Here is an 18,301-nt window from a genome sequence, read left to right on the forward strand (position 1 = left end):
GTCATACCTTGCGGGCCGGAGCAGCCGCGTGAATCCAGTCCAAGATGGTCTGACAAACTTGCCGGCGAGCGCGGCCGGTCGGCGGAGCCAGGCCGAATCCTTCAGCAAAGTAAATGCCGTCGGCGGCAAACCGGACGGCCGTCGCCGTGGCTTCGTCTATGCCGTCGGAAATCAGCAGACGGTGCCACCGGCGGTAAGCCGACTGGATAAGCCCCAATAGCTCAGGGTTCACGGCCAAAGCGACCAAAAAGCCGGCCATGTCGCCCTGCCCCAGACCCAGGGTGAATGACTCGGTCGCCTCCAGCTCGGCAAACGAAGCCCGCACATACGCCCGTAGCCAGCGTCCGGGCTTCTCCGGTTCGGGGTCGCGGGCGTATTCGCGCTCCGTGAGCGCATCCCACTCCGCAATAAAAGTTTCGATCAAGGCCTGCACCAACGCTTCCTTCGTTGGAAAGTGATAGAGCAGCCCGCCCTTGCTGACACCGGCGGCGCGGGCGACGGCTTCGAGCGTGAGTTTTGGGAGTCCCTGCTCGGCCACCACGCGGACAGTCGCCCGCAATAGCGCCTCGCGGGTGGAGTGGCCGGTCGTCGTTGCTTTGTTGGGTGGATAGCGCATGCGCCGGACTGTACCGTCCAGCCGGTACAGTCGTCAATCCCCAAAAAAAAGCCAATACCTTCCCCCTCCCGCGGGCCGCCAGCGGCGACTCGCCGTTCCCGGCGGTCACGCCGTTTTCGCTTGGGGGGCTTGGCAAAATCGGTTAGCGAAAACTCGAGGTTGAGCTTGGCGCAATCCGCGCCAGTGACAGCTCCGCCGTTTCACGGACGCTGAAGTGTTCATCTTCAATTGCCGCCCGCTCCAGGGTCGGGCGAACATCCGTATCCCCCACGCCGACCAGCAAGCCCAGCCCGCGGGCCGCCGCGGCTCGCACCCGCCATTCCTGGTCATGGGTAGCTTCCACCAGTGGCGGGATGGCCTTTGGATGCCGTGTCGCCGCCAGTGCATGCACGTAGCGCCAGCGCATGGGCAGGGTCGCGTTTTTGAGGTTGTCCGTCAGCGTTGCCAGGTCCTGCATTTCGACGCGCACCGGCGAAACCGATGTGGATGCCGGTGGAACGACGGTGGACCGGATCGTTTGCTCCCGCGCAATCGTGAACGCTTTGAGGCCGTGGCGGGCCGCCGCGCGCACCAGCGCATTTTCATCCCGGACGGCAAGGCGTTCGAGGATGCGGTGCGCCTGCTGGTATGGCTCAATCCGGCGCATCTCCATTGTCGCCAGCATCGCCACCGCCTGGAAGCGCAGGTTGGGGTGCGTTTCCTCGGTCGAAGCCACCAGGTTTTCGACCAACCGGGCCTCTTCATCCGGGATATAGCCAAAACTTGCCAACGCCAGCATGGACTCAACGCGCACACCCAGCTCCTTGCCCTTGCGCATCTCGATGAGCAGCGGCGAAACCGCGCGCTCGTCCACCACGCGCAGCGCCGTGTCGCACAACCGCAGATGCGCCCGCCAAACTTCACGGTTGCGGGCGGCCAGCAACGTTTCCAGGGCTTCTTCGCGGCCCAGCCGCACCATTTCAGAAGCCGTCCAGGCGCGAATCGTCCAGTCCTCATCGTCCAGGAGGCGCACGATTTCAGGCAGCGCGGCAAAATCCTTGAGGCTGACCAGGGCGGACACCGTCAAGCCGCGCACTTCCGTGGCCTCGTCCTGGAGTCGTTCACGCAGCGGCTCGCTGGCGCGTGGGTCCTCTAGCTTGCCAAGCGAGTCCACGACCACGGCGCGCACTTCCGGCTCAGGGTCGGACAACCGCCGCAGCAAAGCGTCCACGGCTTCCTTGGCCTCGTCGCCATCGCGTTCCGCCAAGTCCCCCGCGGCGCGTACCCGGCGGGTGGCGCGGGTGTGTTCCAAGTTTCTCAAAATCTCCTGGAGGGGCCGGCGGCGGCGCGTCGTTGTCCGCCGGTAGAGCCAGCGTACCGTTAGCACAATCGCTGCCGCCGTACAAAACGAAGCGAACAAAACCCAGAGAATCGGGACACCCTTCATGATACGCTTTTCCTTGCTAGAGATGATGCCAGAGCAACGCGCCAGCGAGATGGAAGTGCTTCTAATCTACGATAAAATTACTAGCATTGACAGTAGGGGAGCGCAAAGCAGCCGAATTCCTGACGCAAAGAAACCACGGCCTCGGCACGGTGACTCCCACAGTGGGCAACCCTTTGCCGTGGCGGCCGATCTGCTGTCATACCTAACCCGCCTTGCGTACCCACCTTGCGTGGTCGTTTTTTAGTTTGGCTTATGAAGGCACTTGCAAATTGGTATTTGACTAACGCTAGCTCAGTTCGCTCACCCCATTGGCGGTTGGCACTTGTGACGCTGGGGGCAGCACTGACCCTCACCGTTGGGATGGCGCTGCCGGCCCGGCCGGCGGCCCGGGCGCAGGAAGTTGGCACGCGCGTTGGCACGACCCAACCGGCGCGCGTCGTGCGCGTCACCCCCAAACGAGCCGCCGCCGTCGTCCGGCTCTCGGATGAGGATCGCAGTTGGAACGCCATTCGCAATAGCAGCGACCCGAATGATTTCAAGGCGTTTTTGGCCAAGTACGGAGCCGACAGCAAGTATGGGCGGCTGGCCGAACAGCTCGTCGAAAGCACTGAAATGGAGAAGTTGCGCAGCAAGACCAAAAGCAGCGCGGATGCGGCGCTCATCATGCGCGACCTGGCCTTTGACGAGTTTCAAACCGTGGACCTCACGCCGGAAGGTAACCTGATTAACCCGCGTGTCTCGAAGTCTGAAGTCGTGGTCATCGAGCTTGACCGCGAGAAAGGCGTCGTCCTGGAACTCGTTCGTATTCCAGAAGGAGAGTTCAGGATGGGGTCGCCGGAAGGCGAGGCCGGCCGCTTGACCAATGAAAAGCAGCATGACGTGGCCGTGCCGGAGTTCTATCTCGGACGCTATGAAGTCACCCGCCAGCAGTGGGCGTTCGTGGCGGCGTTGCCCAAGGTCAAAGACGAGTTACCGGCCAATCCATCCCAGGTGGATATGCCACGCGCGCGGCGGGCCCCACGCGCGGCGGTGCCGGACGATAGCACCCTGCCGGTTGACGGTGTTACGTGGTCACAGGCGGTCGAGTTTTGCCGGCGACTCGAAAACATCACGGGCAAGCGGTTCCGGCTGCCGACCGAAGCCGAGTGGGAATACGCCTGTCGCGCCGGCTCCACCAAGCCATTTGCCTTTGGCGAGACCCTCACGACGCGGGTGGCCAACATCAACGGCGAGATTCCGTATGGAGCAGGCAAAGTCACGCCGACCGCCGGCCGGCCACTGCCGGTCGGCTCGCTTGGCATCGCCAACGCCTTTGGACTGTTTGACATGCATGGCAACGTCTGGGAATGGTGCCAGGACGCCTTCGTTGAGGATTATGACAACACGCCGACTGATGGCAGCGCCTATGATGTGCTCAATCCGGTCTATCGCGTACGGCGCGGCGGTGCGGCGACCTACAAGGCTGAACTGTGCCGGTCTGCCATGCGTGGCCGCGCCGAGCCAGAACGCGCCGGCGCTTGCCCGACGTGCGTTGGTGGCACAGGCTTACGGGTGGCCATCCTGGCCGAAGACTTGAAACTGACCGACGACCCCGATGAATAAGTACCGGCGCGCGGCCGCATCTGTGGCGTCTGCCCAAGCACAGTGTGGTCGTGATGCGTGCGCCACGTTCCTTGGGAAAGGCACTCATGCCGCGCGTGACGCGCACTTGGCTTTCACGCATTGGGCTTAAGCACAACTTGCAGTATCATAAGCCAACCTTTCAGCGCGGGACCAGTCAGCGTCCAGATCAGCGCCATTGCGGCTCCCTTGGATACCAGCGAAAGCCAGCGACGCGCGCGGAGCGTTGGAGGCAAAGCATTCAGCTCGATTACGTCATTTCGCCTGCCACGGATTTCTGCCTGTCATGCCGATTCTGGAATTTCCACCGGTCGAAGAAGCCGATGAACATGGGTTGCTGGCGGTTGGCGGAGACCTGCATGTGTCTTCGTTGTTGCTTGCCTACAGCAACGGCATCTTCCCGTGGCCACATGAAGGGTATCCCATGCTGTGGTTTGCCCCGGCCGAGCGGGCGGTTCTCGACTTTGAAGACTTCCACATCCCAACTCGACTGGCGCGCTATTTGAAAAAAACCGACTTCACCTTTCACATCAACACTGACTTTCCAGGCGTCATTCGCGGGTGTCGCGCGAGTGTTCGCAAGCGCCAGCAGGGAACCTGGATTACGCCCGAAATTGAGGAGGCATATACGGCCTTGCACTACGCCGGCTATGCCCACAGTTTCGAGGCGCGCAACGCCAACGGCGAACTGGTCGGCGGGATGTATGGGGTGATGATCGGACGCGCCTTTGCCGGTGAAAGCATGTTCTACCGTGAATCTCATGCTTCAAAGTTCGTCATCGTCCAAACGGTGGCGTACTTCCAACAGCGCGGTATGACGTGGTTCGATATTGAAGTCATGACACCGCACATGGCGCTTTTCGGGGCAAAGGAAATTCCACGTTCTGTTTTCATGCGGCGGCTCAAACAAGCCATTGCCGAGCCGGCGATTCCCTTGCCGCCACCGGCGCGCGACCGATGGCATCGCCCGGCGGCACTGGTCAGTCCATAGCGCGCCCTCGCGCGTCGGAACAGACCCACCAACAAGCGGCCGATTCCACAGCCGACACCAGCCAGGCTTGCTAACGATGGCGTCGTTGCCCTCCACGTCACCGGCAGATACGGCAGCCAGGCTGCCTCATCCACGACGTGAAGCCGATGCCACTGAAATACCCTTGCGAAGTTATGAAAGTCACTATCGCAACATTGTGGAACCGCTATCACTTTTTCGCGATATGGTAAAAGGTGGAGCATATCCATCCCACGAAGGATTCTGCCTTGAAGCTGACACGCCACATGCCCAAGCTGCCGATGTTCGCCCTGTTGGCATTGCTGTTGGTAACGCCTTGGCTCGCCAGTGAGGGACGCGCCCAACAGCCACCTACCCTGCCGCCGCAGTCCGATGCGCCCAAACCAGATGGTCAGTCTGACGATGACGAAGAGGCACCGGTCATCACGCTGGGAACCGAGTTATTGCAGCTCTATGTCATCGTCACCGACAAGGACGGACGGCCCGTGCGCAACCTCAAGAAGGAAGATTTCTTGCTCCGGGAGAACGGCAAACCTCAAGACATTGCCTTTTTCTCCTTCGTTGCGCCGGGCGCTACCGGGGCGGCGCCGGTGAGCGTGGCGCCTAACTTACCGGACTCCCAGCCGTCGTCGGCTACCGTCGAAGGGCGATACTTTGCGCTGGTGGTTGATGATCTCCACATTGCGCCGGGCAATTTTTTGCCTCTCAAAGCGGCGCTCTCGAAGTTTGTCGAAAAAACGCTGGTGGAAGGCGACCACCTGCTCATCCTTTCCACGAGCGGCACACTGGGCTTCTTGCAGCAGATGACCGATGATAAGCGCGTCATGCGCGCCGCGATTGAGCGACTCGCGCCGCGCCCCCAAGATACGCTTCAGGGCAATGTCGGATTTGGCTTCAGCATGACGCCTTACGAGGCGGTTCTGGTCGAGCGCAGCGACAGGCAGACGATACAGTTTCTTATCGAACAGTACATCCGGGCGTTTCCGGGAACGCCGCCGATGATGGCCGAATCGGCCGTGCGTTCCACGGCGCGCATCATCGCCCAGCAGACGGAATACCTCACGACAGCCACGCTGGAAACAGTCCGGTCGGCCGCGCTGGCGCTTGGCAACTATCCAGGGCGGAAAACCCTTTTGCTGGCGACGGATGGTTTCCTCAATGACGAGTTTGCCCGCAACGGACGCTTTCGCATGCAGCGGGCGCTCGATGCCGCCGCGCGGGCCGGCGTCACCGTTTATTCAATCCACAGCGCCGGACTGGAAGGACCGGCCGGATTTGACGCCAGCCAGCCGGGACGATTCGACCCAACCGGTATTGCCCAAAGCCTCGCATCGCAAGGGCAACAGGCGCGCCAGGATGCGTTTCGGGAACTTGCCGCCTCGACCGGCGGGCTGACCTTCGTCAATACGAATGACCTGTCCGCGTCATTTGATAAAGCGACGGCGGACGCCACGACATACTATTCACTGGCTTATTACCCAGATAAAAAAGCCGACGGCAAATTTCACAGCATTGAAGTCAAGCTCAACCTGCCTGGGAAATTCACAATCCGGACGCAACAGGGCTTTTTTGCGCCCAGTGAAAAAGCCCTTCAGAAGGCTGCCGAGAAAAAGAAAAAACAAGATGCCAAACTGACGCCGGAAGCCATTGCGACGCGGGAAGTCAAGTCGGCCCTTGGCGCGCCGGTTCCACCGCGAGACATCAAGGTGAAGCTGGCTTCAAACTTTGTTTCAAACGGGCTTGAGACAACCTTTTCGACCGCCTTTGCCATGAAAGACATTGCCTTCCGTGACGCCAACGGAAAAAAGGTCAACACAGTGACGACCGTTTTCGCTGTTTTTGACTTGAGTGGCAAAACCATGGTGGCGGAAGAAGAAAGAATAAGCTTGAACTTCCTGCCGGAACGACTGGCGCTGGCTCAGACCGGCTGGGGGTCACAAACCAAATCACTGAAGCTTGCGCCCGGACTGTACAACGTCCGGTTTGCCGTCTATGACCCACTTGCCGATCACCGTGGCGCGGTGAGCCAATGGATTGACGTTCCTGATTTATCGAAGGCCGGCTTGGCCCTTTCTGACATCATCTTTCTGCGTTCGGTCAAGGCTTCGGATGCCAAGTCAGATAAGTCCCAGCCGGGGCTTGGCAGCGGCTTGCCGCCCGGCTTCGTTCCGGCCAACCAGGCGCTACGGCAATACAAGGCGGAGGAAAACCTGGCGTTTCTCATCACGGCGCACAACGTGCCCAAAGCGAAACCAACCGCCGGGAAGTCGAACCTGGCTTTTCAGATTCAAATTTTCCGCGGCAAAGAAGCCATCTACGTCAGCCCTTTGCAGCGCACTCAGTACCCGCCCAGTTCGGACGGGACCTTGACCTACGCCAGCCAGGTTCCGCTTGAAGGCTTGGAGCCGGGCCAGTACCTGCTGAAGCTGGTTGCTTACGAAGAAAGCACCAAGAAAACAGCCGTTCAGGCGCGAAGCTTTACCATTGACAGCCCGGAAAGGTAGGACAGGCATTCTTGCCTGTCCAAGAAAAGTGGGACAGGCATGCCTGCCTGTCCAGGAAAGGCGTCCTGCCTGTCTGCCTTGGCTTGGTCCTTGGCTTTGGTTGACAGCCGGGATGCCGAGATTCGGCATCCCGTTGAAGTCGGCGCAAACCACCACCGACGAAAACGCGGGCAATCGGGCCCGCGTTTCCTTGGTGATGGGAAGATGACGGACGTTAGCGGCGCCGCCGCCAACGTATGGCAAAGGGGGTTATCACGGCAAAAAGCGCCAGCCAGCCCAGCGGCCACCAGGAAGCTGACGTTGGTTGCGCCTCCCTGGCTTCCGCATACCACCCCTTGGTTGGTCCTTTCGGAACTTCATTCGACACGGTGTAAACCGTGCCATCCGGTTTGAGGTACAGCCGCCGCATTTCATCGAGCTTGAACGGGCGCGCCCCACGCCGCCCAAAAACAACCAACTGATGACCGCTTTCGTCCACGCCACGGTCGCGGTCAAGTCCCTTTGATACGGCGAGCGACTCGCCTTTGGTCGGATGCGTGGCAATCAACCGCGGTTCTGGGCGAGGACTGAAGCCACTATTCGTCGCCATGGTCTCCGGCGACGTCAGTTGGACTACCCGCAGTCCATTTTTGCCGTCGGCAATGTAAGCAAAGGCGCTGGCGTTGGTCATCCCGACCTTGACATCGTGCGCGTCGTTGATGACGCCGCCGGCCGTAAAGACCTGGTCAATGGTGGGCTGCTCAGGTCGCTCGACATCAATGATCACCAGGCCCTGTTTGCCACCGGCCACGTAAGCATAGGTCCGCGCCACGTAAATTTGATGGGCATCTTCCAGGGGCACCGTTGCGCCTGGCACCAGGCGAGCTTTCTCTGGAAGCGTGATGTCCACGACGTGCATCCCGACCGCATCGGTGACAAAGGCATAGCGGAACTGGACGGCGATACCCTTGGGTTTCTTGAAGCCTTCGACCACCGAGACGACTTTGGGCGCGGCCGCGTTGGCGATATTGACAATCACCAAGCCACGGTCACACAGGATGTAGGCATGGTCACCGGCCACGGTCAGGTTCTCAGCGCCGTTGAGCAGGCCATTCGGGTTGAACGTGTAGTCCTTCTTGATGAAGTTGTTGTTTGGATCGCCGTCCAGCAGCGTGGCGGCGTTGATCATGACCAGCCCTTCCTCCCGGTCGCTCACGTAGAGATACGCATAGACCAGGCTGATGGGCTGCTCTTCATTTTCCGGGAACCGTTGCCGAGTCGGGTCAACGCCCAGCGTGGTGGGCGAAGCAATGGCGGTGGCGTACTTGGTCTTGACGTAAAAACGCTGTCCGAGCGGCGACACCGGCGCGGTCGTAATTCGTTCGGAGAAGTCTTTGTTGTCAATGTTGGCGATGTCATAGACGTGCACGCCGTGCTCGCCTTCCGCCACATAGAGATACTCGCCGCGCATCTGGAGGCTCAACGCATGACCGTGGTGATGGTAGTGCTCATGGAGCTTGTCGCCGCCGGCCCTGTGCTTCTTGTATTGCTTCGGATACGCCAGTTCATGGAGGGTGCTGCCGATAACCGCCTGTGGCTCATCGCGCTCGGTCGCCACGACGGCCGAGATGCCGTGGTGCCCCTCGGCGACATAGACATAGCGACCGAGGAAGTTGACGTAGTTCGTTCCGAGGAGCAACAACTGCGCCATGATGGCGTTGTTGTCATTGTCTTTGGAAATGTGGCAGTCGGTGCAGCCCTTCGTCTCCCGCGCCCGCACCGTGTGCGGCACGTGCGTGTTCATGGCCTGCCCCGAATAGCCCTCCGAAGAAATCGTTTGCTGCTGCGAGTAAAGCCACAGCCGGTTGGCGTTTTGCGAGCCGACGATGACGGCCGACGATGAGCGCACCGGAGCAATCCGGTTGCCCGTCGCCGTGCCATCAATGCCGAGCATGAACACGTCATCACGGAGCACCTGGAAGTTGTAGGAAGTCCAGTTGCGCGTTTCTGGTCCACCTTCGTTGTGGTTCATCGGGCGCTTCCGGTTGGCAACCATTGGCAGGTGGCAGCCAAAGCAGCTCGTCATCCAGGCCGAATGACAGGCATAACAGGTCATCTTCTGGTCGCTGTGCGCCAGTTGGGTGTCCTTGCTTTCATCTGGCGGCGCCTTGGGGTCCCAGACATCGCCCTTCATCAGCAGCTTGGCGTAGTGCGATTTCTCGCTGTAGTGCTCATGTCCGGGGGTGACAGAATCCTTGGTCTGAACGACTACCCAAAACTTCTCTGGGTCCACCATCGAGTACTGGATAACCTTGCCTTTGTAGGGTCCAGTCGTCGGGATTTCGAGCACCGACGCCTGCCGGAAGCCGCGGGGGCGGCGCTTGGATGGGTCGCGGTCATAGACCGTCCGGGTCTTGTAGCCATCCAGTGAGTTGCTACCACCCGGCGCTTCAGCTTCGGTTTTGTTGCGCGCCGTGAATTTTCCGGTGACGAGCGCATCATCGGCGCTCTTCTTCCGCGCGCCGCCAGCAAAGCCGCTCGTGAGAGACTTCGGGTTGGCGTAGGCATAGATCGAGCCGTGGCAATCCTGGCAGCTAATCTCAATCGAGGCGCGGGGTTCACCATAGATGAGCCGGTCGCCATGGCCGTCCTGTGAAAAGTGGCAATCCACGCAGTGCAGCCCCTTCTCAAGGTGAATGTCCTTGAGGTGAACCGGCACACCGTTGCGCGTCGTCGGCTTGTTGACCTCGACGCCTTCCGAGGTGTACGCCACGGCGTCGCGGAGCGCATCCGAGGTGACATTCGCTACCGGTTGGTCGTTTTCATCCAGGTAGCGGCCCTTGCGATCCTGCTTGAAGACGGCGCGGTAAATCCAACCGTGACCGTGGAAGTCGGCAAATTGCGTCCGTTGTGCCTTGGGGTTGACCTCCGTCCAGACCTCCCCCAAAAACGCCCGGTCGCCCCATTTGCCGCGCTGGGCCGAGCCTTCCGGGTTGTGGCGGGCAATGTTTTCCAGTTCTTCGTCGCTGCGCTTGAGCGGCGTTTCCGGGTACATCGGGCGGCCATCGGTTTCATTATCCCACCACATGAAACCCTGATAGGTCGTGAGCATGTTCGTGCCGGGGTGCATGTGGCAGACCATGCACTGGCTGGTCGGCATGGCATTGGTCAGGACGTGGCGAACCGGATGGCCTGGCTCGTCCTTGGGAATCGTGGGGTCGTCGGTCTTGGTCGTGCCGCGGTTGGTGTGGGCGTAATCAAACTTGGGGGAGGAATGCACCGTCGAGCGGTCGTTGGCATAGGGCGTGTGGCAGGCCGTACAGCCGCTCGACCGATAGTCGCCTGGATGGTCATTCGTTCCCATCAGCGAGGTGAGCGGATCGAGCAAGCGGGTTTTCTGCAGGCCGAGAAATACCGGATCGGTGCGCAGGAACGTCCCGTAGCCGCGTGGGCTGAGCTTCACTTCGGGCAAACCGGCCAGGTCGGCTTCGGGGAACGGATTGCCGACCTCGGACTGCTTGCGCCCACCGCGCTCGAACACGCGCAGGATATTGCCCGGCTGCGTGACCTCCCACCGCGGTAGCGGCGTGATGAACGGCACGATGCCACGGTACTTGCGCTCCGCTGGCGTCGGGGGCTTGATCGACATGATGGCCTGCGGGGCGCCATCCTCGTTGTAGCTTTCGCCCCAGCGGGTGTCTTTGTAGGGGTAAGCGCCATTGTTATAGAGCGCCGCGCCCCACAGCATGGCTCCGTGGGTCATCATGCTGGTCTTGACCTTGTCCACGATGAAGGCCTGCCCATCGAGCCGGGCATCCTTGTTGTGGCACTCCCCGCAGGTGATGTCTGCAACCCGCAGGTCGCCTGGGTTGACGAACCGCACGAAGTCAAGGTTTTCCTTGAGCAGCGCCGTGTAAGACAGCTCCGGGTTGGCCGACTTGGCCGAGCCATCCTTGCGCTTCCACAGCTTTGGGTTCGTTGGCTGGGGATGGGCCTCATTCTGTGCCTTGATGTAGGCGGTCTGCCCTTTGTCGCTTCCGGCCGGTTTCGTAATCTCGCCATTACCGCCATGGCAATAGACACAAGTGATGTTGCGTCCGATGTTCAACGGGCTGCCATCCGGGGCAATGTGGGCCGTCTTGTAGCCACCTTCGTAGCCGGTATGGCAACTCAGGCAACCGCTGTCATTCGCGTTCTGGAGCTTCCAGTCGTCTTCGGACTTGTCTTTGGCAGCGCGGTAAATTCGGGAGCGGGCAGTTGCCGGATCAACGGGCGGCGACGGTTTCGGCGGGTCGGCTTGTCCTCCAGCCGCCACCGGCGCGCCGGTCGTCACGCTTTGCAGTGACGAATCATTCACCGCATCATCACCGGCAACCGGTTTGAGCGCCGGGAAAACGCTGAATCCCACAAACGCGGCTCCCACCGCCGCGCACAGTATGAGAGCTTTCAGTCTGAAGGCAGTAGCCATTGCGAATAACCCTTCCGGCAGCCAAGCGACTTGGGGAAACACCCGGCTACCGCAGCTTGTCAGAACGTGAAAATGGCCTTGGCGTAGAGCGAAAACAAGAAGCGCGACTGCGCGCCGCAGTTCAGCCCTGAGCAGTTCGAGGTGAAAATATCCTTGAAGCCATCGAGTGGATTCATCACCGAGAAGCCACCTTTGATAATCATATTTTCGCTCAACAGCGGGCGATAGACCACGCCGGCGCCATAATCAATCCCCACGTTGTTGCGGATGCGGCGCTGGAACGTCAGCAGTTGCAAGGACTCGGTGTGGTGGAAACGCAGGTAGTTCAAATTGGCCAGCAGCTTGAGTTTGGGCGTGAGGTTGGCTTCATAGCCGACATTCGCCACAATGATGCCCGGATTGACGAAGTTTGCCTGCCCTTGCAGCTTGCTGCTGCGCAAGCTTGGAATGAGACTCCCCTGGGTCACCAGGGCGACGCCGGCGCGAGTCAGGCGAATTTCCTGGCTGTTCCAGAAACTATTTTCACCGCCGGCAAAGAACTGGTTGTCGAGAATCGAATCAAACCCGCGGGCGACCCGGTCGGTTGGGTTCGAGTCGCCGGATGAGAAAAAGCCCGACACCTGGAAGCGCTGCCAATCGCGGTCATAGGACAGCTCCAGCGCCGCCAACTGCGCGTTGATGCGGGTGGGACGACCGGCAATCGGTTGGAGCGAATCGCGGCCGAACACTTGATAGAAGGCATGGTTGATGTTGATGCGCCGGAAGTGACCATTGCCGGTCCAGCCAATGTAGCCGGCCTTGACGCTGTGCGGCGTGACGGGACCAACCTGTACCGGACGCACCAGAAAGCGGTTTTGGTCAAACTTGATGCTTGGCTGGTCGTCGTTGTAGTGGACACTCAACTGCATCGTGTAGCCGGGCTTGATGAAGTCCTGCCGATAGAGGTTGGCGATCCAGACGCGCTGATTCCGCTGGTCAAAGGTATTGATGCCACTGTTGGTATCCTTTTCCAGCATGTAAAAGAAGGCCGCATTGAACTGCCACTTGTTGTCGCGGAAATTCCCGAAGAGCCGCGCCCCAAGGTTGAAGTCGTCAAAAATTAGCCCGCGAAAATCGCTGTTGAACTGCTGGATGCCCACCCGGAGCGAGGTCGAGTCAAAGAACGGACTGTGGCCGCCGCGGCTGCCCCTTCCACGCAAGAATGGAAACAGCTTGGGTGTGTCGCCCAGTCGCACTTCGGCAAAGGCTTCCTGGAAACCGATGTGTGTGTCAAATCGCGTCGTCCCCTTGCGGACGTCACGGTTGACAATCCCGTTCTCGCGCACGGCCAGGTAGTTGAGATTGAAAACCGGCGTGAACTTGATCCGCCAATCGGGTGGCTTGAAGGCCGTGTCGCCATGAAACAACTCGACCGATGCAATGAAGTTCTGCTGGTTGAGGAACTGCCCGCCGCGCCCGAAGAACTCCGCCGCACCGGGTCGCCGGGCGTTGATGTCTTGCGGAAGCGGCGTCCGTCGTCCATCCACGAAGGTAATGCTTTCAAACGTCAAGACCAGAAACGTGTGCTGCCCAATGATCGGGTAATCCCCTTTCAGCACGTTGAGCCGGTATGGGTTCAAAAGGCGGCCCTTCTCATACCGGCTCCACTCTGGAAAACCGATGCGCCAGCGATCTTCGATGGGCACGCCCACGTCACTCTCGCGGCGCTCGCTCCGAGACTTGACACTGCTCGGCCCCTCGGCACCCGGCACAGTCAGATCGCGCAGCTCCGGTATGGCATCGGCCGTGCGCGGAACGCGCGGACCATCCTGCCCGGCGCGGGTGTCCTGAACCGCCGCCGTGAGGGCGGCTTCCGAAGCGGTCGTCAGATTTTGCGCGGTAACGGTCAAGCCAAACCACACACTCAACCACCCGACGACAAGGGCAACCCAACGGCAAGCCTGATTCATGCCGAAACTCCTATTGAGCCTAGAGATAGGATGCCGCCGTGACGATTGGCGCCACCACCGGATACACCAGATGACAGGGAACCTGCTTTTACCTGCTTTGTAAGCAATCACACCTTTCACAGGGTGTCAAACGGTAGTTTGGCAAAGGATCATTGCTGGAAGGCAAACTAGGCGCGCGCAACCGGCGTTTAGCCGCTACACGACAGCGCTTCCCAGCCAAGCCGTAAAAAAACTCCCGGCAGCCGCAGCATAAAAAGCTTTCCAGGACCAGCCGGAAACCGACTACGATGGGTTGCCGACAACGATGCTCGCGCCGCTGGCGCTCAATCTTGCGACAAAGGAAATTCCAACCATGGATGCCACGCCCGCTCTCTCCCGGACGACACTGGCGACGATGTTGACGCAGAACCTGGAGTCCTCACTTCAGGAACTGGCGTCCCTTCCAGACGAAAAACGACGGTGCCCACTCAAACCAAGCCGCGCCAACCCCGACATCATCTGGACACCCTGCGATCACCTAGCTCACCTCATCGGCATTGAACGCTACTTCAACCGGCAAATTGAACAGGCCCTGGCGGAGAACCCGTCCGCGGCCCCGGCGCGTCAGGCAAACGCGCCCACCCGCCCACGTGAAGAAGCCATGGCGGCGGTGCACGCGCTCAATGATCAGTGGATTTTGAAGCACCGTGACAAGTCCTTTGATGAACTCGTGGCTATGGCCCGGGAGACCCGAACCGAAACGCTCGCCTGGCTCGAACGCACCAGCGACGCCCAGCTCGAGCTGACGCTCCCGGTTCCGTGGGGATTGGCCACCTTGGCTGAAATCTTCGCACTGCACGTTCGGCACACCGAGATGCACTTGGGTTTCATTCGGAGCGGACTCACCGCCGTCGCATGACACCACCCACTTCCGCGCTGCCCTCGGCCCTGACCGCCGTTTTGTTTGGCAACGCCCTGATGCGGATTGCCGGCGCGACGGGCGGCGTGTTAATCGGCTTGTATCTCGCGGCCCTGGTCGCCGCAGGACGCGCGTTCGACGCCGGTCTCGTTGGGGCGCTCACCGCCGTCGCCTTTGGCGCGGAACTCGTCGGGGCGCTTCCCATGGGCGTCCTGGCCGATGCCCGGACGCCACGGACGATGATGACCTTCGGCGCATTGCTTGGCGCCATCGCGGTGCAGTTGTTTGGACTGAGCAGCCTGGTGGCGGTGTTTTTCCTGGCTCGCGCCCTCGAAGGGTTGGCGGTTGCCGCGACGACGCCATCGGTGCTGGCGTTTCTCAGCGAGGCAACCGCCACCGATGCGGCCCGGCGCGGCAAGGTCATGAGCTTTTTCGAGATGTCGCTGCTGGGCGGGCTGGCGTTCGGCGGCGTCCTGGCCAGCTTCTTGTGGAAAACCATCGGACACTGGGGCTTTTCGGCCGCGGCCGGCCTCTATCTGGCGGCCACCGGCTTATTCGTCTATGGCGCGCAGGGGCGTGGGCGGCCGTCAAACGCCTGGGCGGGACTGCGCGCGGCGCTGGCCGCGCCGATGTTGCGCCGCCTGGCGCCGGCGTGGGTTTGCATCAATGCCATGGTTGGCGTTTGGCTTGGCTCGACGCTGCCGTTTCTGCTGACCCTCTCCGACCGCCGCGGGCAGTTTCTCACGGGTGTTTTTGCCGACAACCCGGATGGCGTCGGGTGGGCGCTCTTTGGCTACGCGGTCATCTTTGCCACGGGCGTCACGGGGTGGAGCTTCATTCTCCACCGCCTGCGGCGGATCACGGCCCTGCGCATGGCGTTAGGCGGTTTGTTTGCGGCCTGTCTGGGGTTTTACCTGCTCAATCACGCCGGCGGCCAGCCACCGCTCGTTCGCTGGCTGATCGGCGCGGGAACGGCACTGGCCATCATGGTCGAAAGTGGATTTACGCCAACCGCGCTGGCGCTGCTGGCGGAAGCCGTCGGAGAACAAGCCGGGCGCGGCGCGACCATGGGCGTTTATTCGGTTTTGCTCGGTGTTGGCGCGGTGACCGGCGCGCTGCTGGGTGGACTGGGCGCAAAGCTGGCCGCCATGGACGGACTCATTGCCGTCACCGCGCTCCTAGCGGTCGGGGCGACCTTGGCCGTTGAGTGGCTGGCCCGCTATGAAAGCGGGTTTGAAAAATCTCCGTGATGACATGGTGAGATTCCGCCCTCACCGGCACGGCCGAATTCTTGACGGTTCTACAATTCACCAGGTGCCACGTTCAACCTTCGCCAGATCGAACAGCGTGGGCAGTCCAGAAAGGTCCACCGGCTCATTCCTTGAACCGATAGCGAACGAGGCGAACATTCTCGTTACGTCACGCTCAGAAAGGCTTTCCATGAACCGGAGTGCGGAGCCGGCAACGTAACTTGCGTCAAGTTCCAGCGCGATCCACTTGCGCCCGAGTTGCTCCGCAACGTATCCAGTCGTGTTCGATCCGGCAAAAATGTCGAGAACGAGATCCTGTTCCGTCGTGAGAAACCTGATAAAGAACTCCGGCAAGGCCGCCGGGAACCTTGCCGGATGTGGCTTGACCCCTACGAGCTTGCACAGCCGGAGGTAAGACGAGCTGCTCTCCGTGTTGGGGATCCGAAGCAGGTTGGAAGGAATGGCACCCCCATTGTCAGTTCCAAAGCCACTGCTGATGCCGTGGCCCGACGGACGGTTTTTGGGCCGGTAAAAAGCCTCAGGATTTCTGAGCAGAGTCTTCATCCGCTCCGAGTACGGTACCAGTACCTGCCGGACATCTGCCTTCGGCCATTCAGACTTTGAAAACCACCACAGGGTGTTCACCGCGTCCTTGGCTCGCAGCTTTCGTTTGTTCACCCATTCGATTGGAGAGGGTAACTTCGCCGGGTTGTACCAAAAGAACTCCTCGGCGAGGTAGAAGCCGACTTCATCACACATTTTTAGCAACACACGATATTGATGGAGAGAACGAACGGGTACACCTCGCTGGTAGGCGCCGCCTAGGTCGAGTACGAAGCTACCCGTATCACGTAGCACGCGGCGGATTTCGTTGCCGAATGCGCAGAGCCAAGTAACGTACTCCTCCTGGTCTCTATTTCCGTATGCTTTTTGTCGCAAGAGAGCGAATGGAGGAGATGTAACGACAAGATCGACACAGTCTCCCGGAAGTCGCCGGAGTAGTTTCAAGGAATCGCCGAGGTAGCAGGCACCGTTACGTGTGAAATAGGCAGGCTGGGGCAATGTCTGAAACAGTGTTGTCATATCGTGTCTTCTTTCACGGTGTTGACTTCGGAGTCCAGTCTTCAGCAATCCAGCTTTCCAGGAACGCCCATAGCACCGAAACAGCGTAGCGGACTTTTTCATCTTGCAGTGACTCAATGTGAGGCAGGACGGCTTCCTTCGGAAGGTTCGCCAGCGCCCAAGTCGGCCAAGTTGACGCCGCCGAATTCGTTAGCAATGCAGTTAGTTTTTCAGCAACCTGCTCCACAGGTAAGCCATCAATCCGGCGCAGGGTCTCTGCAGCACCGGAGGCAATATCGCTCGATGAGTCCTGCAACCCCTCCAGCAGAGCATCCAAAGCCACAGTTCCAATATCCTGAAGCGCAACGAGCGCCTCTCGGCGGATTTCAGGCTCGACGTCCCTGAACGCCCGGACTAAGACCCTACCGGACTCCGGAGTCCCATGGCACCCGATGCCCCAAGCACAGGCCCTCCTCAAAAACAATGGCTGTTGATGGTCGTTAAGCACCTTACACAAAAGCTCGAAAGAACTCTGAGTGCCGATTTCGGCAAGAGCTATGGCAGCCTCGAGCCGCATTTGATCGTCGGAGTCGCCCAGCAATGTCGAGGCGAACACCTTGTCAGCAGAGTCTCCTCTGACCTCACAGAGGTAAGACTTTGCCTCCATGCGAACGTACGGGTCTTCCGCTGTGTCTTCTGCCAACTCTTGGATTTGATCCGCAAGGCCGGTGTCCTTGGTAACCTTGGCGAGCTTGCAGCCGGTAAATCGAACGGTGCGCTCGCGTGAAGCGAGCATCTGTTTAATCTTCTCAGTGGTGCATCCTCCGGCGCAATGACATGCGTTTCCAGTCAGGGGAGTAACTTGACCCGCCAAGACTTGGTTTTTCTTGAACTGTTCTTCTGGACTGAGGAAAGCTTCTTCGTTGCTAGCAAGTCGAAAGTGGCGTAGACTTTCCAGCTTGCTTTCAAGCCTGTAATATAAACTCCCGTTTTCCACTCTGATGACTCTTCCGTCGCCAGGGGCAAATCGGGCTTTCCACTTCACCTGAATCTCAGACCCCTCAGTTACGCCTTTCGGTTTGCGTTGTTGCGGGGTGATGCTTTTCAAGGAACCGACAGTGAAGAGGTTTATCAGCCCCTCAACGTGCAAAAAAGTCAGAGTGCGTTCTCTCCATAGCGAACGACCTTCCCGTAGGCTGCCCAAATTCCACTCGCTTTCCTCCACCGAAAGAATTGGGAAGGCAATCCAATCCGAGTCCACCATGCCATAGTGCCAGGCTCGCTCCGCTTCGCGTGGTGAGTGCGACATGCTCAGGTCGGCGCTTGTTTTCGCCCGGGACTCGATCCTCACCCCACACCGAGTGCAACAGAGGTCGGGGATCCGTACGCGCTTCCTCTTCACGTCACGCCAGATTCGAGTTGCAAGTGAGCCGCTTTCCAGTTCGATAACTTGGTGGCCCAAGGAATTCAAGTATTGTTGAACGGACTGCGCGCCGACAGCGCCAACTGCCAACATTCGG

General features: G+C 60.0%; 11 protein-coding genes. 5 read left to right on the forward strand and 6 right to left on the reverse strand.

The genetic code is table 11. The features are described from left to right. Position 1 precedes the first annotated feature (1 nt). Both J8C06_RS14095 and J8C06_RS14100 read right to left on the reverse strand, forming a co-directional pair. Complete coding sequence (locus J8C06_RS14095) at positions 2–616, reverse strand: TetR/AcrR family transcriptional regulator (protein WP_211430059.1); 615 nt, start codon at positions 614–616, stop codon at positions 2–4. A 142-nt stretch (positions 617–758) separates the two neighbouring features. Then, a complete protein-coding gene (locus tag J8C06_RS14100; RefSeq protein WP_211430060.1) occupies positions 759–2,042 on the reverse strand; it encodes a HEAT repeat domain-containing protein in 1,284 nt (427 codons plus the stop codon). 276 nt (positions 2,043–2,318) lie between these two features. Between J8C06_RS14100 and J8C06_RS14105 the strand changes: the two genes are divergently transcribed. The 3 genes from J8C06_RS14105 (at position 2,319) to J8C06_RS14115 (ending at position 7,175) form a co-directional block, all read left to right on the forward strand. Beyond that, on the forward strand, positions 2,319–3,644 hold the full coding sequence (locus J8C06_RS14105; protein ID WP_211430061.1) for a formylglycine-generating enzyme family protein: 1,326 nt from the start codon (positions 2,319–2,321) through the stop codon (positions 3,642–3,644). Between the two features lie 304 nt (positions 3,645–3,948). After that, entirely contained in the window at positions 3,949–4,653 is a 705-nt protein-coding gene (gene aat / locus J8C06_RS14110; protein WP_211430062.1) for a leucyl/phenylalanyl-tRNA--protein transferase, read from the forward strand. A gap of 266 nt (positions 4,654–4,919) precedes the next feature. Then, on the forward strand, positions 4,920–7,175 hold the full coding sequence (locus tag J8C06_RS14115) for a VWA domain-containing protein (RefSeq protein ID WP_211430063.1): 2,256 nt from the start codon (positions 4,920–4,922) through the stop codon (positions 7,173–7,175). A gap of 214 nt (positions 7,176–7,389) precedes the next feature. Here J8C06_RS14115 and J8C06_RS14120 read toward each other — a convergent pair whose 3' ends face one another. Next, a complete protein-coding gene (locus J8C06_RS14120; RefSeq protein WP_246602118.1) occupies positions 7,390–11,562 on the reverse strand; it encodes an LVIVD repeat-containing protein in 4,173 nt (1,390 codons plus the stop codon). A gap of 119 nt (positions 11,563–11,681) precedes the next feature. Then, positions 11,682–13,571, reverse strand: coding sequence for a hypothetical protein (locus tag J8C06_RS14125; RefSeq protein ID WP_211430065.1), 1,890 nt, complete (start codon positions 13,569–13,571; stop codon positions 11,682–11,684). A gap of 352 nt (positions 13,572–13,923) precedes the next feature. Here J8C06_RS14125 and J8C06_RS14130 point away from each other — a divergent pair, with 352 nt between their 5' ends. After that, positions 13,924–14,469, forward strand: a complete 546-nt coding sequence (locus J8C06_RS14130) for a DinB family protein (protein ID WP_211430066.1) — start codon at positions 13,924–13,926, stop codon at positions 14,467–14,469. Further along, positions 14,466–15,719 (forward strand): MFS transporter, encoded by a 1,254-nt coding sequence (locus J8C06_RS14135; RefSeq protein ID WP_211430067.1) that lies wholly within the window; start codon positions 14,466–14,468, stop codon positions 15,717–15,719. The genes J8C06_RS14130 and J8C06_RS14135 overlap by 4 nt, the downstream gene beginning before the upstream one ends. A 57-nt stretch (positions 15,720–15,776) precedes the next feature. Here the strand turns inward: J8C06_RS14135 and J8C06_RS14140 are convergent, their stop codons facing one another. Together J8C06_RS14140 and J8C06_RS14145 are read right to left on the reverse strand one after the other, a co-directional pair. Further along, the gene (locus tag J8C06_RS14140) at positions 15,777–16,802 is read right to left on the reverse strand and encodes a DNA-methyltransferase (protein WP_211430068.1); all 1,026 of its coding nucleotides are present in this window, start codon (positions 16,800–16,802) and stop codon (positions 15,777–15,779) included. 13 nt (positions 16,803–16,815) lie between these two features. After that, positions 16,816–18,090 (reverse strand): HEAT repeat domain-containing protein, encoded by a 1,275-nt coding sequence (locus J8C06_RS14145; RefSeq protein WP_246602119.1) that lies wholly within the window; start codon positions 18,088–18,090, stop codon positions 16,816–16,818. Positions 18,091–18,301 lie beyond the last annotated feature (211 nt).

The organism is Chloracidobacterium validum (assembly GCF_018304825.1).
GTDB classification, from domain to species: Bacteria; Acidobacteriota; Blastocatellia; order Chloracidobacteriales; family Chloracidobacteriaceae; genus Chloracidobacterium; species Chloracidobacterium validum.

Excerpts from the sequence above, each read along its gene's own strand:
- J8C06_RS14095 (WP_211430059.1), bottom strand. The coding sequence starts at position 616 with ATGCGCTATCCACCCAACAAAGCAACGACGACCGGCCACTCCACCCGC.
- J8C06_RS14100 (WP_211430060.1), bottom strand. The coding sequence starts at position 2,042 with ATGAAGGGTGTCCCGATTCTCTGGGTTTTGTTCGCTTCGTTTTGTACG.
- aat (WP_211430062.1), top strand. The coding sequence starts at position 3,949 with ATGCCGATTCTGGAATTTCCACCGGTCGAAGAAGCCGATGAACATGGG.
- J8C06_RS14125 (WP_211430065.1), bottom strand. The coding sequence starts at position 13,571 with ATGAATCAGGCTTGCCGTTGGGTTGCCCTTGTCGTCGGGTGGTTGAGT.
- J8C06_RS14130 (WP_211430066.1), top strand. The coding sequence starts at position 13,924 with ATGGATGCCACGCCCGCTCTCTCCCGGACGACACTGGCGACGATGTTG.
- J8C06_RS14135 (WP_211430067.1), top strand. The coding sequence starts at position 14,466 with ATGACACCACCCACTTCCGCGCTGCCCTCGGCCCTGACCGCCGTTTTG.
- J8C06_RS14140 (WP_211430068.1), bottom strand. The coding sequence starts at position 16,802 with ATGACAACACTGTTTCAGACATTGCCCCAGCCTGCCTATTTCACACGT.
- J8C06_RS14145 (WP_246602119.1), bottom strand. The coding sequence starts at position 18,090 with ATGTCGCACTCACCACGCGAAGCGGAGCGAGCCTGGCACTATGGCATG.